This is a genomic window from Bailinhaonella thermotolerans (assembly GCF_003594875.1).
GTDB classification, from domain to species: Bacteria; Actinomycetota; Actinomycetes; order Streptosporangiales; family Streptosporangiaceae; genus Bailinhaonella; species Bailinhaonella thermotolerans.
This window is the reverse complement of the sequence record NZ_QZEY01000003.1, coordinates 27,928-48,517: the sequence shown is the minus strand read 5'-3', so window position 1 is coordinate 48,517 and position 20,590 is coordinate 27,928. Positions and strand designations below refer to the sequence as shown.

Here is a 20,590-nt window from a genome sequence, read left to right as displayed (position 1 = left end):
GGCTTCGAGAGTATGTCCGATTCACCCCCACCCCGTCCCGCGAACCGCCCCCGCCCGCCGTACGGCACGCGCCTCATCCGCGCCCGTCACCCGCCGCGCGGCACGCCACGCCGCCCCGCGCGCCCGCCGTACGGCCTGAGCCGGAGACCTCGCGCGCCGCCGTACGGCGGGCCCCCGGCGCGCCGTACGGCATGACCTCGCGCGCCGCACGGTGGGACCTCGCGCGTCGCACGGTGGGACCTCGCGCGCCGTACGGCCTGAGCCGGGGCGGCCGAGCGGGAGGCCGGCGGTCAACTGTCCTGGATCAGCCCGAGGACGTTGCCGTCGGGGTCGGTGAAGGTGGCCACGCGGCGGCCCGGGGAGACCTCGCGGGGGGCCTCCTTCACCTTGGCTCCGGCGGCGGTGACCTCGGCGAGCTTGGCGTCGATGTCGGCGACGTGCCAGTACGCCACGGGCGAGTCCATGTCCTGGCCGACGCCGCTCGGCACCAGCCCGATCTGCTGGCCCGCGGCCTCGAAGCCGACGTAGTAGGGCGAGTCGGCCTGCGGCTCGACGCCGAGCAGCGCCTGGTACACCGCCTTGGCCCTGGCGAGGTCGGACACGGGGTGCAGCACGGTCAGGATGCCCTGCGTGGAAGAGGTGCTCATCGTCACTCCTGAGGTCGTGGGCCTCAGCGGCCCGTCCACTTCACGCTAGGCGCGGCCCGGGAGCCGGCGCTTCTCGATTCCTGATCGGTTGTCCCCATATTTCGGTCAACCGTTCCGGCCTGATTCATGTGACCGAAAACGCCGGGCATCGAGGGGCCCATGGCGGAGGCGGACACGCGGGGCGGCCATGGGCGTTCCGAGGCAACCCCCGCCTCCGTGTCTTATCGGGAGGGGCCTCCGGTTCCGGAGGAGGCCGTCATCCCTCGCCGCGACCCGGCCCCCAGCCCTGGTGCGGAGGCTGCGGCATCGTCCGGGGGTCGTACTGCTGCGGCGGGTACGCGTGCTGCGGGGCCGCGCCCATCGCCGGCGCGGGCTGCGGCTGCGGCCCCGCGGCGTGCGGGGTGTGGACGGCGGGGCCGGCCTGGGCGTTTCCTGCCCGAGCCGGCTCCGGGCGCTGGAACTGCCCGAGCGCGATCGCGGCGCCGATGAATCCCAGCCCGAGCATCCCGCCCGTGGTCGCGACCGCGAATTCGTTGAGGTCGGGCCCGCCGCCGTTGATCCCGCCGCTCAGTTCGCAGACCGACCGGCCGCCCGACCCCGCCGGCTCACATCGCATTCGGACGTTGCCGGTATTGAGCTGGATATCGTTGTCGACGTCGTCCATCGACCAGAGCGTCACCACCGTCAGCAGGCCGAGTCCGACAACGACGAAGAACCCCCGCAGGACTTTCAAAAACATGCGGCGACTGTAACCCGCGCCGTCGACCTCACAAAGCCTCACGCCCGCCCTCGGCACAAACCATTCCGGGGTCTTCGACTTCGAATTCCATTTGTCAGCGAATTCGCCGGCCAATTGTCAGGCCGGGCCGGGGGCGGGGTGAGGCAGGACGGCTCCGTCCAGGTGGGCGAGGCCTGGCCGGTTCACCCAGATGGGCGAGGTCAGACCGGTTCGTCCAGGTGGGCGCGGAGGGCGGGGTCCAGGGTGAGGGCGGTGGCCGCGAGCACCTCGTCGAGCTGGGCGACCGTGCTCACGCCGACGATGGGGACGATGGGGATCTCGCCGGTCATGAGCCAGGCGAGGACGACCTGGTTGGGGGTCGCGCCGAGCTCGGCCGCGACCTCCCGGAGGCGGGCGAGACGGGCGGTCGTGCCCGGGTGGTCGTAGTAGCCGGCGAGGGGCCGGTCGGGGTTGGTGTACGCCCCGGCGAGCAGGCTGTTGTAGACGAAGAGGGTCAGTCCCTCGGCGGCCACGTAGTCCAGGACCTCCTCGGTGACCTGCTGGTGGCCGCCCTCGATCAGCCGCGCCCCCGGGCGGGGGCGCAGGTAGGAGTGGCGGAGCTGGAGGCAGGACGGCCTGGCGTGGGCCGGGGCGAGGGCCCGCGCCCGCTCGGCGCGCCAGGTCCGGTGGTTGCTCAGGCCGACGGCCTTCACCGTGCCCGCGTCCACGAGCTCGGTGAACGCGCCCACCGTCTCCTCCAGCGGTACGGACCTGTCCTCGACGTGCGCCCAGTAGACGTCGATCCGGTCGGTGCCGAGCCGCCGCAGCGACCCCTCCGCGCCCTTCCTGATGGCGGCCGCCGACAGGCCCTCGATGTGGTCGAGCGTCCGATCGCCGGGGATCGTGGGCCGCGCCCCCACCTTCGTGCTGATCACCATGCGGTCGCGCGCTCCCCGGCTCGCGAGCCAGCGCCCGACCACGGTCTCGCTCTCGTCTCCCGTGGCCCCGTCCAACCAGAAGGCGTAGTTGTTCGAGGTGTCGATGACCGTGCCGCCGGCCTCGGCGAACCTGTCGAGGATGGCGAACGACGTCTCCTCGTCCACCCGCGTCCCGAACGGGAGCGCGCCCAGGGCCAGGACCCCGCCGGTGACGGACTTCTCGCTGTTGCCGATCGTGATCTGTCGCATGGACGGAAATCCTGCGACCTGGAGCGCGCTCCAGGTCAAGCGCCCGGTCCCGCCCGGTTCTCCGCGTTCCCCGATTCGAGCCCGGGCACGCGGCGGGCGCGTCGCGGCGAGGGCTCCCGGCAGGCGATCACGGCGCGGGCCGCGGCAGGGGTTCGGCAGGGGTGGGGCGGGAGGCGCGGCGGATGTCGCGGCGAGGGGGTAGGCCGGACGCGCGGGGCGAGGGCGACGGATCACCGGGGCCGGCCGCTTGACCTGGAGTGCGCTCCAGGTGACATCCTTCCGTCGTGAGCGTCTACACCCCCGCGCAGGTCGCCGACGAGACCGGGTTCAGCATCGACACGCTGCGCTACTACGAGCGCATCGGCCTGCTGGAGCCGGTGTCCAGGACCGCGTCCGGCCGGCGGAGGTTCAGCGAGGACGACGTCGCCTGGCTGGGCTGGCTCCGCTGCCTGCGCGACACCGGCATGCCCATCGCCGACATGCTCCGCTTCGCCGAACTCGCGCGCGGCGACGACTCCACCATCCCCGAGCGCGTCGCCCTCCTGGAGGCCCACGAGCGCCGCGTCGAGGAGCACATCGCCGACCTGCGGGCCAAGCGCTCCCGCATCCGCGACAAGATCGCCTACTACCGCTCCCTCGGCCCCGCCTGACCCACTCAGGCACGGCCCCGCCTGACCCCCTCAGGCACGGCCCGCGCCGCCGTACCCCTCCGGCGGCCGGCGCACGGCCGGACCCGCCGCCGGACGCGCTCTCCCCGCCACCCTGACCCCGGTCACGACCGCCCGGGAGACCCTTGCGCGTTCCTGGAATTACGTTCCATATATATTCATTCCTTATGGAAGAGAATTCCCTTGAGGCGCGGCTGCGGGCGGCCGGGGCCGGGATGCGGGCCAGTGAGCGGCGGGTCGCGGAGCTGATGGTGCGCCTCGCGGCGGAACTCCCGGAGCTGGGGATCGGCGAGGTGGCCGAGCGCGCGGGCGTCTCGCCCTCGACGGTCGTGCGGGCCTGCCAGGCCCTGGGGTACGCCGGGTTCCAGGGGGTCCGGCTGGCGGCGGCACGGGCGAGGCCGCGGCCGGCCGCCCCCGACGGGCACCTGGCGACGGCGGCGCAGGTGGCGCGGGCCGCCGTGGACGCGCTCGGGGCCACTGTGGACGAGGCGGCCGTCCAGGCCGTGGCCGGGGCGCTGGCCGGGGCGCGGCGCGTGCTGGTGTCCGGGGCGGGCCTGTCCTGGCCGGTCGCCCAGGACGCGGGGCTGCGGCTCAGCGCCATCGGGGTGGACGCCGTGGCCCCGGCCGATCCCCTGGCCGCCGGGGTGCTGGCCCGCCGCTTCGGCCCCGAGGACGCGTGCCTGCTGGTCAGCCACACCGGCGGCACCCGGTCCGTGGTGGACGCGGCGCGTGCGGCGCGTGAGCGCGGGGTCACCGTGGTGGCGCTGGTGGGCTTCCGCGCGACGCCGCTGGCCGGGCACGCCGACCACGTCCTGGTCACCGGAGGCCACGACCCGGCGTTCCGGCTGGAGTCCACGGCCTCGCGGGTCGGGCAGTTCGTGGTGTTCGACGCCGTCTGCCTGGCGCTGATCGACCGGCTCGGCGAGCGCGCCCGCGAGGCGCTGGACGCGTTCGCCGCCACCTCCGCCGAGGCCGCCTGGTGAGAGATCCGGCGCGACGCCTGATGGTCCTCGGCGCGCTCTCCCGCGCCGGATCGGTCGCGCCCGCGTTCCTGCTGCTCCTGGCGCTGCGCCGGTTCGGCCCCGGTACGACGACGTCGCTGCTGCTGGTCGCCGTGGGCGCGGGCACGGTCGCCGCCGGGTGGGCGGCCGGGCTGCTGGCCGATCGGGCGGGGCCCCGGCGGACCGTCATGCTCGCCTGTGGGGGCACCGCCCTGCTGTCGGCCGCGGCCGCCGCCTGCCCCTGGCCCGCCGCGTTCGTGGCGCTGGCCGCGGCGGCCTCGTTCACCGGCGGATGCGTCCGCCCCGCCGTGATGACCTGGCTGATGGAGGCCGTGGAGCCGGAGCGGCGGATGAGTGCGGCCGGCTGGGCCTACTGGGCGCACAACGTGGCCGCGGCCGTCGCCCCGGCCGCCTCCGGGCTGCTGCTGGCCGCCGGCACGGCCGTGCCGCTGGTGGTCCAGGCCGTGGCCGCGCTGGGCTGCCTGGCGCTGGCCCGCGCCGTGCCCGTGCCGTCCGGCGTGCGGCCCGGGCGCGCGGGCTCCGCCGTACCGGACGGGCGGACGCGGGGGCTGGCTCCGTTCCTGCTGGCGGCGTTCCTCGTCGCCGTCGTCTACCTGCAGAAACAGGGCGCCCTGCCGCTGGCCCTGACCGGCGCGGGCTGGGACAGCGCCGCGATCGGGGCGCTGCTGGCCGTCAACGGCGTGGTCGTGGTGGCGGTGCAGCCGCTGGCCGGGCGCCTGGTGCCCCGCGTGGGCACGACGGCCGCGTTCGTGGCGGCGGCCCTGCTCGTGGGGGCCGGGTTCGCCGCCCACGGGCTGCCCGGCGGCTTCGCCGTCCAGGCCGCCGCCGTGGTCGTGTGGTCGCTGGGCGAGGTGCTCCAGGCTCCCACCGCCGTCGCCCACCTGGCCAAGATCGCCCCCGCGGGCCGCGCCGGCGCCGCGCAGGGCGCCTACAGCAGCACCTGGAACCTCGGCCTCGTCCTGGGCGCCCCCGCGGGCCAGGCCCTCCTGGCCGCCGCCCCCGCACACCTGTGGACGGCCTGCCTGGCCTGCGGCGTGACCGCCGCCGCCCTCCACCTCCGCACCGCCCGCTCGGCCTCACCCGACCCGCCCTGACCGCGTGCCCGCCCCGGCGGCCCGGCGGTGCGGGCCGAACCGCCGCCGCGTCAGCCGTACGGCGAGCGCGGCCGTACGGCGGTGGTGCGGCCGTACGGCGGGGCGGGGCGGGGCCGGGGGGTGGGACGCGGGTCAGCCGTAGAGGAAGATCTTGCCGTACTGGTACTTGGTGTCGCCGTTCTCGTTGCCGGAGTGGATCCGGCCGGTCATGATCTGGCGCTGGTCAACGTCGGCGTGGCTGGCGTGGGAGCTCTCCCGCATCGGCCCCGTCCACGTGTGCATGTCGATGTAGACCTGCCTCCCCCGCCAGGTCATCGTGCCGGGGCGGTACCGGGTGATCCCCTTCTCGTCCCCGGTGTGCCACCGGCCGACCAGGACGTGGTTCCACGGCGCCTGGTACGTCGAGTAGTCCTCCCGCTGGCCGAGGCTCCAGTCCCCCACCGTCACCTGCGCCTCCTCCCCGTTGAAGAGGACGCGGCTGCAGTAGTACGTCGTGTAACCGTTCTCGTCCCCCTTGTGCGCCCGCCCGGTCAGCACCTGGTTCCACGGGCACGTGAAGTCCACCCCCGCCGACTCCTTGAACGTCGAGGTCGTCGCGAGCCGGATCGTCAACGTCACCGACGCCGCCGCGGGCCCCGCCGGCAGCAGTCCCGCCAGCACCACCCCCGCCATCAGGGCCGAACCCTTCTTCCCCCACCCACTCATGCTCATCGCCCTCCATCCGCGCGGGTATCTCGTCCTCGGCCCATGTTGATCGCTACGGCCCCACCCCCTCGTCCCCCTCCGGGCCGAACCCCCGTCCCCCGCGAGGCGTACGCCGCCGACCCGGCACCTCGGCGGCGAGTGCGTGGACGGCGGCCCGCCCGGCTCGCCCGGCTCGCCCTGATCGTCCGCGGGCGCCTTCCTCCAGGTCGCGCCGCGATCTGGTGAAGGCCGCGCGGCGTGGGGAAGGACTGTCCCCGAGCGAAGGAGACGGATGTGGCCGGGGAGTCGTTCGGGCTGGGTGAGGTGCTGGTGGCGGCCGAGAACGCCTCGCCGGTGCAGTCGGTCGCGGTGGTCGCCCGCAACCTGCGGGACCGCTTCGACGCGAGCGACGTCTCCTTCCTCTTCGTCGATCTGATCGGCCAGGAAGTGGTCCGGCTGGCCGATCAGCGTGGGTCCGAAAGCGGGCACACCGCGGAGCGGTTCCGGCTGCGCGGCAGCGTGTACGACGATGTGCTGCGCAGCCAGCGGCTGTACCGGGAGAGCCGGCGCGACGGCCAGGAGCGCGTGCTCGCCCCGGTCACCAACCGGGGCGACGTGATCGGCCTGCTGGAGCTGACCGTGCCGCACACCGACGAGGCCGTGCGGCGGCAGATCGGGGAGGCCGCGCACGCCCTGGCGTACATCATCGTCACGGACCGCCGCTTCACCGACCTCTATCACTCGGGCCAGCGCACCACCCGGATGGGCCTGGGCTCGGAGATCCAGCACCAACTGCTGCCGTCGGCCTCCTGCTGCGAAGCCGCCGAGTTCACGGTCGCCTGCGGGCTGGTGCCGGCCGACAACGTGGGCGGGGACACCTACGACTACGCCCTGGACCGGAACACCCTGCACCTGTCGATCACCGACGCGATGGGGCACGACGTCGATTCGGCGATCCTGGCCACGCTCCTGGTCGGCGCCCTGCGCCGGGCCCGGCGGGAGCGGGGCGACGTGCTCGAACAGGCCCGCCAGGCCCACCAGGCCCTGTCCCACTACAACCGCGGTTTCGCCACCGGGCAGCTCTTCCGGGTCGACCTCGAACAGGGCATGGTCCAGGTCGTCAACGCCGGCCATCCGCGCCCGCTCCTCCTGCGCGACGGCGAGGTGCGGGAGGTCCACCTCGACGCCGATCTGCCGTTCGGCGTCCCCATGACCTGGCCCTATTCCATCCAGAAGCTGGAGCTGCGCCTCGGCGACCGGCTGATCCTGATCACCGACGGCATGCGCGAGCGTGAGGCCGCGGCCCTCGACCTGCCCGCCCTCATCCGCGAGGGCCGGGACCTCCATCCCCGCGAGGCCGTCCGCGCGCTCACCAGCGCGGTGAACGACGTCGCCCACGGCGACCTGCAGGACGACGCCACCGTCCTCTGCTTCGACTGGAACGGCCCCGCCACGACCCCGAGCTGACGCCGGCGTGAAGACGGCGGTCGCGGGCCGGCCGAGGCGGGGTCAGCCGGTGGCGCGCATCGCCTGGCGCGCCAGCCGGTCGACGCTCCAGGCGTCCGCCACCGGGCCCAGGTGGCGGAGTTTGTCCGGGTTGATCACCGCCAGGATCGTCTGGACGCGCCCGTCGTAGATTTCGAGCGCCAGGGTGTTGATGATCTTTCCCTCCGGGTCCAGGAAGACGGCCCCGGGCTGGCCGTTCACCTCGCGCGCCTCGATCCGGCCGCCGATCGCGAGCAGCGCGGGCGCCATGGCGCCGAGCAGCCGGGCGACCCTGTCGGCGCCGGTGACGGCGCGCGCGAAGGCGGGGGCCTTGCCGCCGCCGTCGCCCGCGCTCCGCACGCCGGGTGCGAGCACCTTGCGCAGCGCGCCGACGTCGCCCCCGCGCAGCGCGTCCAGGAAACGGCCGGCGAGTTCCTCGCGCTCGCGCCGGTCCACGCGGAACCGGGGGCGGCCCTCGGTCATGTGCCGGCGGGCGCGCACCGCGAGCTGCCGGCACGCCGCCTCCGACCGTCCCACCGCGGCGGCGACCTCCGCGAAGCCGAAACCGAACCCGTCGTGGAGCACGAACACCGCGCGTTCGAGGGGGCTCAGCCGTTCGAGCATCAGGAGCGCCGTCATCGAGATCGAGTCGGCCAGTTCCGCCGAGCGCGCCGGGTCGTCGTAGGGATCCTCCAGCAGCGGCTCGGGGAACCACTCCCCGACGTACGCCTCCCGGCGCACCCGGGCCGCGCGGAGCGCGTCGATCGCGACCCGGGTCACGGTGGTCGTCAGGTACGCCTGGACCGAGACTGGCTCGGCCTCGGCGGTGACGTACCGCAGCCACGCCTCCTGGACCGTGTCCTCGGCGTCCTCCACGCTCCCGAGGATCCGGTAGGCGATCGAGAACAGCAGCGGCCGGAAGCGCTCGAAGTCGTCGGTCCGGCCCATCGCGCTCTCCTCCCGCCCCCGGAACCCCGGCGCGCGGTGGCGGCTCTCCGCCGTTCCGCCGCGCCGCTCCCCGCCCCGGGGATGCCGCCGCCCAACCTATCGAAAAGGGACACAAGGGTCATCGCGGGCACTCCGGTGCGGGGACGGGGCGGGAGGGGCTCACGAAGGCGTCACCACGCCACGGGGCCGAGGCGGTCGATGAAGGTCGCGGTCGGCCCGTCGGCGCCGAGCGTCGCGAGCTTCACGATCGGGTCGCTGCCCTCGGCGGCCGTGAGCTGGCCCCGGTGGTTGTTCATGTCGGTGGCGGCGAACTTGTGGTTCGCGACCTCGCCGGGGGTCAGGGCGTTGAACTTGATCTCCGGGAACGCCTGGGCGTACCGGATGGTGATCATGTTCAGCGCGGTCTTGGACGAGGAGTAGGCGAGCTCGTGCATCTTCGCGGTGGGCTGCGCCGGATCGGTCTGGACTCCGAAGGAACCGACGGCGCTGGACACCATCACCACCCGCGGATTGTCCGCCGCCCGCAGCAGGGGGAGGAACGCCTGGGTGACCCGGACCGGCCCGTACACGTTGGTGTCGTAGACGGAATGGAGCTCCTCGGCCGTCGCGTCCGCGGGGTGGACCCCCCTCCCAGGCGCGCCCGCGTTGTTGACCAGCACGTCCAGCCGGTCGGTGTGCTCCCGCACGAGCCGCAGGGCCCCGGCCACCGACGCGTCGGAGGTCACGTCCAGCGGGACCACCACCACATCCACGCCGCCGGCGGCCAGCTTGCCGGCGGCCGCCCGCCCCCGGCCCTCGTCACGCGACCCCAGGAAGATCGTCCAGCCCAGCTCGCCGAGGCGGCGGGCCGTCTCGAAGCCGAGTCCCTTGTTGGCGCCGGTGATCAGTGCGAGGGTCTTTCCGTTGTTCGTCATGCACTAGTAGACGGAACGCCGCCCCCTCACGTGACACAAGTGACCGACCTCACACCGACCAGGTGCCGATGGCCACCAGGGCCGCCGCCGGGGCCCCCGGAGCCTCCCCCACTCCAGATGGTCCGCCAGTCAACGATCGCGGAGGCGACCGCCAGTGCCCGCGTCAGTCATCTGAAGGATCAGGCTTTGACGCGCCCTCGAAACGGCTCATTTCACCTCTCGGTGGCTTCGAGGTGACGACCGCACGAGTGTCACGACTCCCCCGCCCAAGCCGGTGAGCAACGACAGCGCGGCGACCCAGAACGCGGGGCTTCCGAGTGTCGTGTCGCCATCCACCGACGCCACGAACACCGACGCCACCCACAGGCCGAAGGCGACGAGAAGCACCGCCCCGGCAACGCGGTCACCGCGGCTCCGCCAGCGACGGAACATCACCATCATGCCGCCGGCGCCCATGAAGAACGCGACCGCGCTCAGCAGAAAAATCCAGTCCATCAGCCCTCGCACAGCCCGCAGCCACTCCGATCAATCTCTGCGGCATCGAAAGCGCTGTCAATCACCCGAAACACCTCAGCCGCCCATGAAAGATCACGGACTAGGCGCCCCAGCCACTCCCTCCCCGCCGACAAGGCTCCTCGCCGCCGTACGCTCCGAAGCCGCGCGAGGCGAACGCACGAAGGCGTCCTTCGGCACGACGCACTACGCGGCCCCGCACCCCGAACAGGCCACGGACCTCCGCGCAGCTCAGTCGACCCGCCCGACACAGCCGCGCGGAGGAAGGGAGCACGCGCCGTCGATCGCCTTCGGCAATCCGCGACGGCCAAGGTGTGGAGCTGCTCCGGGATTTCTCCGTGGCCACCCGTGTCCGGCCGGACTCGCGGCACTAGACCGGATGCTCAAAACGAATCGGCCCCTGACCGCTTTTCGCTGGTCAGGGGCCGATTCCTGCTGGTGTGGCAGGTGCAAGGTTCGAACTTGCGTAGGCTGAGCCGACGGTTTTACAGACCGCTCCCTTTGGCCACTCGGGCAACCTGCCTCCGCCGGGAGGCTTTCGCTTCCCGGCACAGTGAAGGATAGCGGACTTCGGGCGGGGACGTGACATCGGCGGCGTCCGGGGCTCGGTCCGTCGTTTGGGTGGGTTGGATCGCTAAGGTCGTAGGGGGCGACGTGGGGAGAGGCCGGGCCCGCCGGACGCCCGCGCCCCGGCCCGTTTAGTTGAGAGAGGACACGCGTACTGATGGCCGACTCATCGTTCGACGTCGTGAGCAAGATCGATCGGCAGGAGGTCGACAACGCGCTGAACCAGACGGTGAAGGAGATCGGGCACCGGTTCGACTTCAAGGGCACCGGGGCCTCGATCTCGTGGTCGGGGCAGGACGCGATCGAGATCAAGGCGAACAGCGAGGAACGCGCGAAGGCCGTGCTCGATGTGTTCAAGGAGAAGCTGGTCAAGCGCAACCTGAGCCTGAAGGTGCTGGACGCCGGGGAGCCGCGGATCTCCGGCAAGGAGTACCGGATGATGGTGAACCTCAAGGAGGGCATCGACCAGGAGAACGCGAAGAAGCTCTCCAAGATCATCCGGGATGAGGGCCCGAAGGGCGTCAAGGCCCAGATCCAGGGCGACGAGCTCCGCGTCAGCTCCAAGAAGAAGGACGACCTCCAGGAGGTCATCGCCCTCCTCAAGGGCAAGGACCTGGACATCGCCCTCCAGTTCGTCAACTACCGCTAGCCGGCGCCGTACGGCCGGCGCCCGCGCGCCCCGTCCGGGTACGGCCGGCGCCCCGGCACCCGCTTTCCCTCCGGCGAACGCCCGCTCCGCCCTGTCTGTGACGGGGGAGGCGCGGGCGTTCGCCGTACCCGGTCAGGACGGGGTGGCGATGCGGTAGCCGACCGTGGGGGTGGTCTCGATGATCGGGGGGTCGCCGAGCTTCCGGCGGAGGCGGCCGATCGTGACCGTGACGGTGTTGGTGAAGGGGTCGGCGTTCTCGTCCCAGGCCTGTTCCAGCAGGGCCTCGGCGCTCAGGTGGGCGGGATGGGCGCGGAGCAGGGCCGCGAGGACCGCGAACTCCTTCACCGAGAGGTTGAGGGGACGGGAGTCGCGGGTCACGGTACGCCGTATGGGGTCGAGCTCTATCCCCGCGGCGCGCAGGATCCTCGGGCGGGCGGAGGGGCGGCGGCGCGCGAGGGCCTGGATCCGCAGGACCAGTTCGGGGAAGTGGAAGGGCTTGGCCAGGTAGTCGTCGGCGCCGAGGCCGAGGCCGGAAACGCGGTCGCCCGGGGTCCCGGCGGCGGTGAGCATGAGGACCATGGCGCGGTCGCCGCGATCGGTGATCATCTGGCAGAGGGTGTCGCCGTGGATGCCCGGGATGTCGCGGTCGAGCACCACGACGTCGTACGACGTGGAGTCCAGCTTGGCGGCCGCCGCCAGGCCGTCGTGCGCCGCGTCCACGGCCATGCCCTGGTCCCGCAGGCCCTCCACGAGCACGTCGGCCAGCGACCGGGCGTCCTCCACCACTAGGACTCGCACTGCCGTTCCTCCCTCTCGGATCTGACCCTTGGACGTTCCTCCCTCTCGGATCTGACCTTCGGAGTCGGAGCGGGATCCGATGCCGAAGCGGGATCTGATGTCGGAGCGGGATCTGATGTCGGAGCGGGATCTGATGTCGGAGCGGGATCTGATGTCGGAGCGGGATGTGATGTCGCCGGGGGCAGGTCCACTTCCGCCCGGAGGCCGCCCTCCTCGCGGGCGTGCAGGTTCAGCCGTCCGCCGTGGGCCGCCGCCACCGCCTCGACGATCGACAGGCCCAGCCCGGAGCCCCGGTCCGACCCCGTCCGGTCCGCGCCGAGCCGGCGGAACGGCCTGGCCAGGTCCTTCACCTCGTCCTGGGCGAGCCGCCGCCCGCCGCTCTCCACGACCAGCCGCCACCCCTCCGCGCCGCCCTCCCCCAGAACCGCGCCCGCCCCGCCGTACGGCCCCGCCCCGCCGTACGGCTTCGCGCCGACGGGTGCGGCGGGGGCGTTCCGGGGCGGGGAAGGGAGGTGGGCCGGGGTGCGGGGCTCCACGCGGACGTGGAGGTGGCCGCCCGGCTCGTTGTGGACGATCGCGTTGTGGACGAGGTTGTCGATCATGCGGCGGAGCAGGGGCTCGCTGCCGCGCACGACGCCGCCGCCGGACGGGGGCGTCTCGGCGCGCACCGTCAGGTCCCGCGCCCCCGCGTCCGCCTCATGGTCGGCCAGGGAGGCGCTGACCAGGTCGGACAGGCTGACGGGGCCTTCGGCGGGCAGGCCGGCGTGCTGGGCCCTGGCGAGCGTGAGCAGGGCCTCCAGGAGGCCGTCCATGCGGTCGAGCTCCGCGCGGAGACGTCCGGCCAGGGCGACGGTCTGGGGCGGGACGGGACCCGGCTTGGCGAGGGCGACGTCCAAGGACGCTCGCATCGTGGTGAGCGGCGTACGCAGCTCGTGGGAGGCGTTCGCCACGAAGCGCCGCTGAGCCGTGAAGGAGTCCTCCAAGCGGCCCAGGAGATCGTCGATCGTGTCGGCGAGGTCCTTCAGCTCGTCCGCCGGGCCGGGTACGGCCAGGCGTTCGTGCAGGTTGTCGGCGGTGATGCGGCGCGTCGCGGCGGTCACGGCCCGGAGCGGGCGCAGGACGCGGCCGGCGGCGATCCGGCCCAGGGGGACCGCCGCGACCGCCATCACGCCGAGCGCGACCGCCGAGCCGGTGAGGAGACGGCCGGCGCTGTCGGCCTCCGCCTGGTCCAGGTCCGCCCGCAGCCGGGCGATCACGCGCCGCGCCTCGGCCAGGGACGCCGACTCCGCCCGGACCTCCGCCGGCGACGCCGGAACGGCCTGGGACACGCGCGCCTGCCCGTTCGTCACGGCGACGGCGATGACCAGCAGCGTGACCCCGGACACCAGGAACAACGCGACATACAGGACGGTGAACCGCACCCGGACGGTACGGCGGCGCAGGGCCAGGCGGCGGACGAGATCGCCGGGCACTCCCATCGGTCCTCCCCCTCGCCCGTACGGCCCGGGCCCGGCGCCCCGGCCGCCCGGTGCTCCGGCCAGCATGCCCGGAACCGCCTAACAGCGACATAACGGCCCGCGTTCGACCCCCGTTAGGCCCTCCCTCCCACTCTTGACCCGTCCAGGTCCAACCAGGACCACCGCACAGCCGACCCCGTACGGCGGGCCCGCCGACGGAACGGCGATGCCCCCGCGCACCGCCGCGCCCGGAACACCGGCGCCGTGCCCGGAACGGCGGCACCGCGCCCGGAACACCGGCGCCGTGCCCGCGCGGTCCGCCGTACTCCGGGACCTGGGCGTCGCAGCGCCGTACAGGAAAGGACGGGAACCATGTGGAATCGCCTGTCGCGCAAGGCCGGGAGCGTCCGCGCGCCGGCCCTGGCGATCGCCGCCGCCGCGCTGATCGCCGCCGGGTGCTCCCCGGACACCGAGCCGGGCGGGGGGAAGCAGCAGGCCACGGGGAAGACCCCCTACGAGCAGTCGCTCGCCTTCGCCAAGTGCATGCGGGCGAACGGGCACCCGGGCTTCCTCGACCCGGGACCTGACGGGGCGTTCCCGAACGAGAACGGCAGCCTCGGGCGGGACACCCCGCAGTTCAAGAAGGCGTCCGCCGCGTGCGGGCACGTCACGCCGGGACGGCCGCAGGCCGGGGACTTCAAGAAGGAGTACCAGGGCCTCCTCAAGTACGCCGCGTGCATGCGCCGGAACGGCGTGAGCGCCTTCCCCGACCCGGTCCTGGAGGAGCACGGCGTCGGCTTCACCGGCGAGCCGGTGGACGAGAACAGCCCCGCGTTCAAGGCCGCGCACCAGACCTGCCGCTCCCTCGCCCCCGGCGGCGTCAAGTGACCCCGCCCCCGCCCTTCCCCGGCGCCGCCCCCGGCACCGGCGTCCCCGCCGCGTCCGGAGCGAGCGTCCCCGGCCCTCGCGACGCGGACGCCCCCGGGACTCCGGGCGCGAACGCCTCCACGACCTCCGGCCCGGATGCCCCCGGCGCCGGCGTCCCCACGACTCCCGCCACGGACGGCCCCGCGACTCCCGCCACGGACGGCCCCGCGACTCCCGGCACGGACGGCCCCGCGACTCCCGGCACGGATGTCTCCACCGCTCCCGGCACGGATGTCTCCACCGCTCCCGGTGCGGATGTCCCCGCTCCCGGTTCCGCCGCTCCCGGTTCCGCCGATTCCGGTGCGGCGGTCCTCGCCGCGTACGCCGCCGGTCCCCGGCCGAGGCGGCGGTGGGTGGTGGGGGTGCTCGTGGTGGCCGTCGTCGCGGCGGTGGCGGGAGCCGGTGTCGCGCGGCTGGGGCCGGGCACGCCCCGGGAGGCCGGACCCGGTTCCGGCACGGCGTACCGGCCCTCGACCGCCCCCGTCGAGCGGCGCACGCTGACCGCGCGGACGCAGGTCCCCGCGACCCTCGGCTACGCCGGTGCCCGGCACGTGGTCAACCGTGCCGCCGGCACGTTCACCCGGCTTCCCGCCGTCGGCGCCGTCATCCGCGAGGGCCGCGCGCTCTACCGGGTGGACGGCCGCCCGGTGATCCTCCTGTACGGCCCGGTCCCCGCCTACCGGACCCTGTCGTACGGCATGCGCGGCCGCGACGTTGCGGCGCTCAACAAGGCGCTGGGCCGGCTCGGGTACGCCGAGGACCCCGTGTCCAAGTCCCGATACTTCGGGCTCGGGACGCGATACGCCCTCAAGAGGCTCCAGGACGCCACCGGCCTCCCGGAAACCGGCGAACTGCCCCTGGGCCAGGCCGCCTTCCTGCCCTCGGCCCTGCGCGTGACGTCCGTGGCCGCGGTGCCCGGCGCTCCCGCCCAGCCCGGGCAGAAGGTCCTCGCCGGGACCTCCACCACCCCCGTGGTCACCGTGGACCTGCCCGCGTCCCAGCAGACCGAGGTACGGCGGGGCGACCGGGTCACGATCACGCTCCCCGACGGGAAGACCACCCCGGGGAGGGTCACCTCGGTCGGGACCGTCGCCACCGCGCTCAAGCCGGAGGCCGCCGCCACGATCCCCGTCACGGTCACCCCCGCCAGGCCGCGCGCCCTCGGCCGCCTCGACCGGGCCCCGGCGCAGGTGGGCATCGTGACGGGCAAGGCGGAGAACGCCCTGGTCGTGCCGGTCACCGCACTGCTCGCCCAGGCGGGCGGGCGGTACTCCGTGGAGGTCGCCACCGCGCGGGGCCGCCATCTGGTCCCGGTCACGCCGGGCCTGTTCGACACGGCGGGCGGGCTCGTCCAGGTCACCGCGCCGGGCCTGTCCCCCGGTCAGCACGTCGTGGTCCCCGCCGCATGAGCGCCGCCGTACCCGCCCAGGGGATCACCCCCGCACCCGGCCAGCCGGCCGCCGCCGCACCCGGCCACCCGGCGGTCGCCGCACCCGGCCGGGCGAGCGTCGCCGCGTCGGCTCAGCCGGGCCCGCCCGTCCTCGAACTCGACGCCGTGACCAAGACCTACCCCGGTCACCCGCCCGTTGCGGCGCTGCGCGGGGTGAGCTTCACCGTCGCGCCGGGCGAGCTGGTCGCGATCACCGGCCCCTCCGGCTCCGGCAAGACCACGCTCCTGCAGCTCATGGGCACGCTGGCGCGGCCCACCACCGGGACCGTCCGCGTCACCGGCCTCGACGTCGCCGCCCTGCCCGACCGCCGCCTGTCCGCGCTGCGCGCCACCCGCGTCGGCTTCGTGTTCCAGCAGTTCTTCCTCACCGAGCACGCGACCGTCCTGGACAACGTCGCCAACGGCCTCCTGTACGGCGGCGCCCCGCTCCCCGAGCGCCGGAGCCGCGCCGCCGAGGCCCTCGCGCGGGTCGGCCTGGCCCACAAGCTCGCCGTACGGCCGACGGCCCTGTCCGGCGGTGAACGCCAGCGGGTCGCCATCGCCCGCGCCCTCGCCGGACGCCCCGCGATCGTGCTGGCCGACGAGCCGACGGGCAACCTCGACAGCGCGACCGGGCGGACGATCCTCGGCCTGCTGACCGAGCTGAACGCCACCGGCACGACGATCGTCGTCATCACCCACGACCAGGACATCGCCCGCCGCCTCCCCCGCCGCATCCGCATCCTCGACGGCCGGATCATCGCCGACGAGGCCCAGCCCGCCCGCCTGGAGGGACCATGACCGCCCCCGCACCGCGCGAGCTGCGGCCCGCCGACCTGTTCCGGCTGGCGGTCGAGGGCCTGCGCGCCCGGCGGCTGCGGGCCGGGCTGTCCGCGCTCGGGATCTCCATCGGCGTCGCGGCGATCGTGGCCGTGCTGGGGCTGTCGGCGTCCTCGCAGGCGGCGCTGCTCGCGGAGATCGCGCGGCTCGGGACGAACCTGCTCACCGTGTCCACCGGCCAGAAGGCCGGCGGCGGCGTGGCGCGCCTGCCCGCCGCCGCCCCCGCGATGATCTCCCGGCTGCCGGGCGTCACCGACGTGCAGCACCTCGGGACCGTCCCGGACGCGAAGGTCTACCGGTCCCCGCACGTGCCCGCGATCAACACCAACGGGCTGGCGGTCAACGCGGCCAGCCTCGGCCTGCCCGCCGCCGTGGGCGCGAAGCTCGCGAGGGGCGCGTACCTCAACGCCGCCACCGAGCGCGAGCCGGTCGTGGTCCTCGGGGCCGGGGCCGCGCAGCTCCTCGGCATCGACCGCGCCTGGCCCGGGCAGCGGATCTGGCTGGGCGGGCGGTGGTTCTACGTCGCCGGGATCCTCGCGCCCTCGGTGCTCATCCCGACCGTGGACGCGTCGGTGTTCGTCGGGTACCCGGCCGCGCGGCGGTACCTCGGCTTCGACGGCCACCCCACGACCGTCTACCTGCGCACCCGGTCCGACCGGGTCACCGGCGTCCACGCCCTCCTCGCCGCGCAGGCGAACCCGGAGAACCCCGGCCAGGTCTCCGTGGGCCGGCCCTCGGCCGCGCTCGTCGCCCAGGCCGCGGCCGAGAGCGCCATGAACGGCCTCTTCCTCGGCCTCGGCGCGGTGGCGCTGCTGGTCGGGGCGATCGGCGTCGCCAACATCATGGTCATCTCGGTCCTGGAACGCCGGGGCGAGATCGGCCTGCGCCGCGCCCTGGGGGCCACGCGGGGGCACATCCGCACCCAGTTCCTGGCCGAGGCGGTCCTGCTCGCCCTCGCCGGCGGGGCGGCCGGGGTGTCGGCCGGCGCCCTGACCACCGCGGTCTACGCGACCACGCGGGGCTGGGCCGTGGTGATCCCCCCGCTCGCGTGGGCCGGGGGCCTGGGCGCCGCCCTCCTCATAGGCGCCGCCGCCGGCCTCCTGCCCGCCCTCCGCGCCGCCCGCCTCTCCCCCGTGGAAGCCCTCTGGTCCGTCTGACGGTCCATCTGATGGCCCGGCAGAACGGCCCCGGCTGAACGGCCTGGCAGAACGGCCCGGCAGAACGGCCCGGCCTGCCCCGCGGCCTCCGGGGCCCGCCCGCTTCCCCGCGGCGGGCCCCCACGGCGTACGCCTCCGCGGTCAGGCCGGGCGGCGGAGGGACCGCGACAGGGTCTCGACGGTGGCGGGGTCGAGGGGGGCCTCGCCCGTGAGGGTGCCCACCAGGGCCTGGGCCAGGACGGTGGCCGGGGCGATCCGGGTGTCCTCCCGCTCGTCGCCGGTGACCTTGCCGATCACGGCGTCGCGGACCGACTGGGAGATGTCGAGCGCCCCGAACAGGTCGGGGAAGGACAGCGCCATCAGGCACACGCCGACGTTCGCGGCGAGGATCGACTGCCCGGCGAGCTCGGGGCTCATGCGCAGCCGCCCGGCGTCGCGGCAGCGCTCCACGGCGGCCAGGAGCAGGGCCTGCGCCTCCTTGATCCCCTGCGGCCCGGGCTCCCCGGCGGGGGTGAACATCAGGCGGTAGAGGTGCGGGTTGCGGATCGCGAACGCGACGTGGCTGTCCCAGGCCGTGCGCAGGTCGGCCACCGGGTCGTCGGTGAGCGGGTTGCGCCGCTTGTTGGCGAGGAAGCGCTCGAAGCCGAGGTCGGCCACCGCGGTGAGCAGCCCCTGCTTGTCGCCGAACTGCCGGTAGATCTCCGGCATGCCGACCTTGGCCCGGTCGCAGATGGCCCGGGTCGAGATCGCCAGCGCGTCCTTGGTGGCGAGCAGCTCAGCGGTCGCTTCCAGGATGCGCTCTCGTGCCGTCGACATGCCTCCCATGATAGCAGCGCTAACACTGACTACCTGGGCGTATCGCCCACACCCCTCGGGCAACCGGCCTGATTGTTATCACCGCTTACGATGTGTGTTAGCGTTGCATACATCTTGGAGGCCGGCCCGCTACGAGCCCGGCCGTTCACTGTGAGAGCTGGTGTTCCTCATGAACCGTTCGACGTTCCTCCGCGCGGCCGCGGTCACCGTCGCCGCCGCGACCACGACCGTCTTCGCCGCCGGCGGCGCCAACGCGGCCGCCGACCACCGCCCCTCCCGCGCGTTCACCGTCACGCACGTCGGCGGGCCGACCACGATCCTGGAGATCGCCGGGGCCCGCATCCTCCTCGACCCGACCTTCGACCAGCCGCAGAAGTACCCGAGCGGCCTGGAGAAGACCCAGGGCCCGGCGCTGAGCGTGGACCAGATCGGCAAGATCGACGCCGTGCTGCTCTCGCACGACCAGCACGACGACAACCTCGACACCAAGGGCCGCGAGCTCCTCGCGAAGGTGCCCGTCGTGCTCTCCACGCCCGGCGCGCGCAAGCGGCTCGGCGCGCACATCACGCCCATGAAGAGCTGGGAGTCCACGACGCTGAAGACGGCCCGGGGCGGCATCAGGGTCACGGCGCTGCCCGCCCTGCACGGCCCCGACGGCGTGGACCGCGGCGAGGACGGCGAGGTGACCGGCTTCCTCCTCAGCGGCAAGGGCGTACCCACCACCTACGTCTCCGGCGACAACGCCTCGGTCAAGCTGGCCAAGTCCGTCGGCGACCGGATCAGGAGGCAGTACGGCCGGATCGACACGGCCATCCTCTTCGCCGGCGCCGCCCGCACCCCGGCGATCCTCGACAACGCCCCCCTCACGCTCACCTCGCAGGGCGCGGCCGAGGTGGCCGAGCACCTCAACCCCCGCAAGGTCGTGGCCGTCCACACCGATAGCTGGAACATCTACTCCGAGGACCTGAAGTCCCTGGTCATGGCCTTCTGGGAGAAGGGCATCGCCGACAAGGTCGTGGACGTCCGTCCCGCCGGCACCAAGAAGTCCCTCTCCTAGGAGAGCCCCGTTCCGAGGTCCCCGGCCCACCTCCCGGCGGCCCTCGTACGGCGAACGCCCGCGCCTCACGAAGGCGCGGGCGTTCCGCCGTACTCCCACGAAGTCCCCCGGGGCCCCGGATCGGAGGCGCCGCCGTACGGCAGGAAGGTCAGCGGCGGTAGCCCGCCAGGCGCTCCAGGCGGGCGACGCGGGCGGCGGTGGGGGGATGGGTGGAGAAGAGGCGGGTTATGCCCTCGCCCCTGAAGGGATTGGCGATCATGAGGTGGCTGGCGGAGGCGAGACGGCCGTCCTCGGGGAGCGGCATGGCGCGGGTGCCCATCTCGATCTTGCGGAGGGCCAGGGCCAGGCCGAGGGGATCCCCGGTCAGACGGGCGGCGGACTCGTCGGCGGCGTACTCCCGGGACCGGGACACGGCCATCTGGATCATGCCGGCGGCCACCGGGCCCAGGACCATCATGAGCAGGACGCCCAGCCAGCCGGGCCCGTCCTCGTCGTCGTTGCCGCCGATCGGGAGGAACCAGGCGACGTAGGTCAGCCAGGTGACCATGGACGCCAGCGCACCCGCGACCGAGGAGATCAGGATGTCCCGGTTGTAGACGTGGGACAGCTCGTGCCCGATCACGCCCCGCAGTTCGCGCTCGTCCAGCAACCCCAGGATGCCGTACGTCACGCAGACCGCGGCGTTGCGCGGGTTGCGGCCGGTGGCGAACGCGTTCGGCTGCATGGTGGGCGAGACGTAGAGGCGGGGCATGGGCTGGCGCGCGGACACCGACAGCTCCCGCACCACGCGGTAGAGGACGGGGTTCTCGACCTCGCTGACGGGCCTGGCCCGCATGGCGCGCAGGGCGATCCGGTCGGAGAAGAAGTACGCGATCCCGTTCACGACCAGCGCGAGAACGAGCGCGACCTGGACGCCGGAACCGCCGCCGAGCCACGCGCCCATCGCCAGGATGAGCGCGGACAGGCCGCCGAGCAGCACCGCGGTGCGCAGACCGTTGTGGCGCAACTCAACC

General features: G+C 73.9%; 22 protein-coding genes and 1 tRNA gene. 10 read left to right on the top strand and 13 right to left on the bottom strand.

The genetic code is table 11. The annotated features are described in order from the left end of the window. Positions 1 to 73 precede the first annotated feature (73 nt). The 4 genes from D5H75_RS41380 to D5H75_RS09475 form a co-directional block, all read right to left on the bottom strand. On the bottom strand, positions 74 to 232 hold the full coding sequence (locus D5H75_RS41380) for a hypothetical protein (protein WP_202638002.1): 159 nt from the start codon (positions 230 to 232) through the stop codon (positions 74 to 76). A gap of 58 nt (positions 233 to 290) precedes the next feature. Further along, positions 291 to 647 carry a VOC family protein gene (locus D5H75_RS09485; RefSeq protein WP_119926041.1) on the bottom strand — a complete coding sequence of 119 codons (357 nt, stop codon included), beginning with the start codon at positions 645 to 647 and terminating at the stop codon, positions 291 to 293. A 256-nt stretch (positions 648 to 903) separates the two neighbouring features. Next, on the bottom strand, positions 904 to 1,386 hold the full coding sequence (locus D5H75_RS09480; RefSeq protein ID WP_119926040.1) for a hypothetical protein: 483 nt from the start codon (positions 1,384 to 1,386) through the stop codon (positions 904 to 906). A gap of 200 nt (positions 1,387 to 1,586) precedes the next feature. Beyond that, positions 1,587 to 2,552 (bottom strand): aldo/keto reductase, encoded by a 966-nt coding sequence (locus tag D5H75_RS09475; RefSeq protein ID WP_119926039.1) that lies wholly within the window; start codon positions 2,550 to 2,552, stop codon positions 1,587 to 1,589. Between the two features lie 284 nt (positions 2,553 to 2,836). On the opposite strand from D5H75_RS09475, the gene D5H75_RS09470 reads away from it, so the two are divergent. From D5H75_RS09470 to D5H75_RS09460, 3 genes are all read left to right on the top strand, one after another. Next, positions 2,837 to 3,202, top strand: a complete 366-nt coding sequence (locus D5H75_RS09470) for a MerR family transcriptional regulator (RefSeq protein WP_119926038.1) — start codon at positions 2,837 to 2,839, stop codon at positions 3,200 to 3,202. Between the two features lie 185 nt (positions 3,203 to 3,387). Further along, entirely contained in the window at positions 3,388 to 4,203 is an 816-nt protein-coding gene (locus tag D5H75_RS09465) for a MurR/RpiR family transcriptional regulator (RefSeq protein WP_119926037.1), read from the top strand. Further along, positions 4,200 to 5,336: an MFS transporter gene (locus D5H75_RS09460; RefSeq protein WP_147425100.1), complete on the top strand. Its 1,137-nt coding sequence runs from the start codon at positions 4,200 to 4,202 to the stop codon at positions 5,334 to 5,336. The genes D5H75_RS09465 and D5H75_RS09460 overlap by 4 nt, the downstream gene beginning before the upstream one ends. A gap of 132 nt (positions 5,337 to 5,468) precedes the next feature. On the opposite strand, the gene D5H75_RS09455 is transcribed toward D5H75_RS09460, so the two are convergent. Then, positions 5,469 to 6,041, bottom strand: a complete 573-nt coding sequence (locus tag D5H75_RS09455; protein ID WP_147425099.1) for a hypothetical protein — start codon at positions 6,039 to 6,041, stop codon at positions 5,469 to 5,471. Positions 6,042 to 6,314: 273 nt separating this feature from the next. Between D5H75_RS09455 and D5H75_RS09450 the strand changes: the two genes are divergently transcribed. Further along, entirely contained in the window at positions 6,315 to 7,487 is a 1,173-nt protein-coding gene (locus D5H75_RS09450; protein ID WP_119926034.1) for a PP2C family protein-serine/threonine phosphatase, read from the top strand. A gap of 42 nt (positions 7,488 to 7,529) precedes the next feature. Here D5H75_RS09450 and D5H75_RS09445 read toward each other — a convergent pair whose 3' ends face one another. From D5H75_RS09445 to D5H75_RS09430, 4 genes are all read right to left on the bottom strand, one after another. Further along, positions 7,530 to 8,453, bottom strand: coding sequence for an RNA polymerase sigma-70 factor (locus D5H75_RS09445; protein WP_119926033.1), 924 nt, complete (start codon positions 8,451 to 8,453; stop codon positions 7,530 to 7,532). Between the two features lie 170 nt (positions 8,454 to 8,623). After that, positions 8,624 to 9,367 carry an SDR family NAD(P)-dependent oxidoreductase gene (locus D5H75_RS09440; RefSeq protein ID WP_119926032.1) on the bottom strand — a complete coding sequence of 248 codons (744 nt, stop codon included), beginning with the start codon at positions 9,365 to 9,367 and terminating at the stop codon, positions 8,624 to 8,626. A 207-nt stretch (positions 9,368 to 9,574) separates the two neighbouring features. Continuing rightward, positions 9,575 to 9,862 carry a hypothetical protein gene (locus tag D5H75_RS09435; RefSeq protein WP_119926031.1) on the bottom strand — a complete coding sequence of 96 codons (288 nt, stop codon included), beginning with the start codon at positions 9,860 to 9,862 and terminating at the stop codon, positions 9,575 to 9,577. Positions 9,863 to 10,321: 459 nt separating this feature from the next. Further along, a tRNA-Tyr gene (locus D5H75_RS09430) sits at positions 10,322 to 10,403 on the bottom strand. Between the two features lie 198 nt (positions 10,404 to 10,601). Here D5H75_RS09430 and D5H75_RS09425 point away from each other — a divergent pair. After that, positions 10,602 to 11,096 (top strand): YajQ family cyclic di-GMP-binding protein, encoded by a 495-nt coding sequence (locus D5H75_RS09425; protein ID WP_202638073.1) that lies wholly within the window; start codon positions 10,602 to 10,604, stop codon positions 11,094 to 11,096. A 132-nt stretch (positions 11,097 to 11,228) separates the two neighbouring features. On the opposite strand, the gene D5H75_RS09420 is transcribed toward D5H75_RS09425, so the two are convergent. After that, on the bottom strand, positions 11,229 to 11,894 hold the full coding sequence (locus D5H75_RS09420) for a response regulator transcription factor (RefSeq protein WP_119926029.1): 666 nt from the start codon (positions 11,892 to 11,894) through the stop codon (positions 11,229 to 11,231). Beyond that, complete coding sequence (locus tag D5H75_RS09415; RefSeq protein WP_202638001.1) at positions 11,882 to 13,372, bottom strand: sensor histidine kinase; 1,491 nt, start codon at positions 13,370 to 13,372, stop codon at positions 11,882 to 11,884. The genes D5H75_RS09420 and D5H75_RS09415 overlap by 13 nt, the downstream gene beginning before the upstream one ends. Positions 13,373 to 13,723: 351 nt before the next feature. Here D5H75_RS09415 and D5H75_RS09410 point away from each other — a divergent pair, with 351 nt between their 5' ends. The 4 genes from D5H75_RS09410 to D5H75_RS09395 all read left to right on the top strand — a co-directional run bounded on the left by D5H75_RS09410 (position 13,724) and on the right by D5H75_RS09395 (position 17,704). Next, a complete protein-coding gene (locus D5H75_RS09410; protein WP_119926027.1) occupies positions 13,724 to 14,239 on the top strand; it encodes a hypothetical protein in 516 nt (171 codons plus the stop codon). Positions 14,240 to 14,631: 392 nt separating this feature from the next. After that, positions 14,632 to 15,687 (top strand): efflux RND transporter periplasmic adaptor subunit, encoded by a 1,056-nt coding sequence (locus D5H75_RS09405; RefSeq protein WP_119926026.1) that lies wholly within the window; start codon positions 14,632 to 14,634, stop codon positions 15,685 to 15,687. Continuing rightward, on the top strand, positions 15,684 to 16,508 hold the full coding sequence (locus tag D5H75_RS09400; RefSeq protein ID WP_119926025.1) for an ABC transporter ATP-binding protein: 825 nt from the start codon (positions 15,684 to 15,686) through the stop codon (positions 16,506 to 16,508). Before D5H75_RS09405 ends, D5H75_RS09400 begins: the two co-directional genes overlap by 4 nt. Next, the gene (locus tag D5H75_RS09395; protein ID WP_119926024.1) at positions 16,505 to 17,704 is read left to right on the top strand and encodes an ABC transporter permease; all 1,200 of its coding nucleotides are present in this window, start codon (positions 16,505 to 16,507) and stop codon (positions 17,702 to 17,704) included. Before D5H75_RS09400 ends, D5H75_RS09395 begins: the two co-directional genes overlap by 4 nt. A 141-nt stretch (positions 17,705 to 17,845) precedes the next feature. Here D5H75_RS09395 and D5H75_RS09390 read toward each other — a convergent pair whose 3' ends face one another. After that, positions 17,846 to 18,520, bottom strand: a complete 675-nt coding sequence (locus tag D5H75_RS09390) for a TetR/AcrR family transcriptional regulator (protein WP_119926023.1) — start codon at positions 18,518 to 18,520, stop codon at positions 17,846 to 17,848. Positions 18,521 to 18,689: 169 nt separating this feature from the next. Here D5H75_RS09390 and D5H75_RS09385 point away from each other — a divergent pair, with 169 nt between their 5' ends. Continuing rightward, positions 18,690 to 19,577, top strand: coding sequence for an MBL fold metallo-hydrolase (locus D5H75_RS09385; RefSeq protein ID WP_119926540.1), 888 nt, complete (start codon positions 18,690 to 18,692; stop codon positions 19,575 to 19,577). Positions 19,578 to 19,725: 148 nt separating this feature from the next. Here D5H75_RS09385 and htpX read toward each other — a convergent pair whose 3' ends face one another. Continuing rightward, positions 19,726 to 20,583, bottom strand: coding sequence for a zinc metalloprotease HtpX (htpX, locus tag D5H75_RS09380; RefSeq protein ID WP_119926022.1), 858 nt, complete (start codon positions 20,581 to 20,583; stop codon positions 19,726 to 19,728). Positions 20,584 to 20,590 lie beyond the last annotated feature (7 nt).

Bases quoted from the DNA above. Each gene is read 5' to 3' on its own strand.
- D5H75_RS09485 (WP_119926041.1), bottom strand. From the start codon at position 647: ATGAGCACCTCTTCCACGCAGGGCATCCTGACCGTGCTGCACCCCGTG.
- D5H75_RS09480 (WP_119926040.1), bottom strand. From the start codon at position 1,386: ATGTTTTTGAAAGTCCTGCGGGGGTTCTTCGTCGTTGTCGGACTCGGC.
- D5H75_RS09475 (WP_119926039.1), bottom strand. From the start codon at position 2,552: ATGCGACAGATCACGATCGGCAACAGCGAGAAGTCCGTCACCGGCGGG.
- D5H75_RS09465 (WP_119926037.1), top strand. From the start codon at position 3,388: ATGGAAGAGAATTCCCTTGAGGCGCGGCTGCGGGCGGCCGGGGCCGGG.
- D5H75_RS09455 (WP_147425099.1), bottom strand. From the start codon at position 6,041: ATGAGTGGGTGGGGGAAGAAGGGTTCGGCCCTGATGGCGGGGGTGGTG.
- D5H75_RS09445 (WP_119926033.1), bottom strand. From the start codon at position 8,453: ATGGGCCGGACCGACGACTTCGAGCGCTTCCGGCCGCTGCTGTTCTCG.
- D5H75_RS09440 (WP_119926032.1), bottom strand. From the start codon at position 9,367: ATGACGAACAACGGAAAGACCCTCGCACTGATCACCGGCGCCAACAAG.
- D5H75_RS09435 (WP_119926031.1), bottom strand. From the start codon at position 9,862: ATGGACTGGATTTTTCTGCTGAGCGCGGTCGCGTTCTTCATGGGCGCC.
- D5H75_RS09415 (WP_202638001.1), bottom strand. From the start codon at position 13,372: ATGGGAGTGCCCGGCGATCTCGTCCGCCGCCTGGCCCTGCGCCGCCGT.
- D5H75_RS09410 (WP_119926027.1), top strand. From the start codon at position 13,724: ATGTGGAATCGCCTGTCGCGCAAGGCCGGGAGCGTCCGCGCGCCGGCC.
- D5H75_RS09400 (WP_119926025.1), top strand. From the start codon at position 15,684: ATGAGCGCCGCCGTACCCGCCCAGGGGATCACCCCCGCACCCGGCCAG.
- D5H75_RS09395 (WP_119926024.1), top strand. From the start codon at position 16,505: ATGACCGCCCCCGCACCGCGCGAGCTGCGGCCCGCCGACCTGTTCCGG.
- D5H75_RS09390 (WP_119926023.1), bottom strand. From the start codon at position 18,520: ATGTCGACGGCACGAGAGCGCATCCTGGAAGCGACCGCTGAGCTGCTC.
- D5H75_RS09385 (WP_119926540.1), top strand. From the start codon at position 18,690: ATGAACCGTTCGACGTTCCTCCGCGCGGCCGCGGTCACCGTCGCCGCC.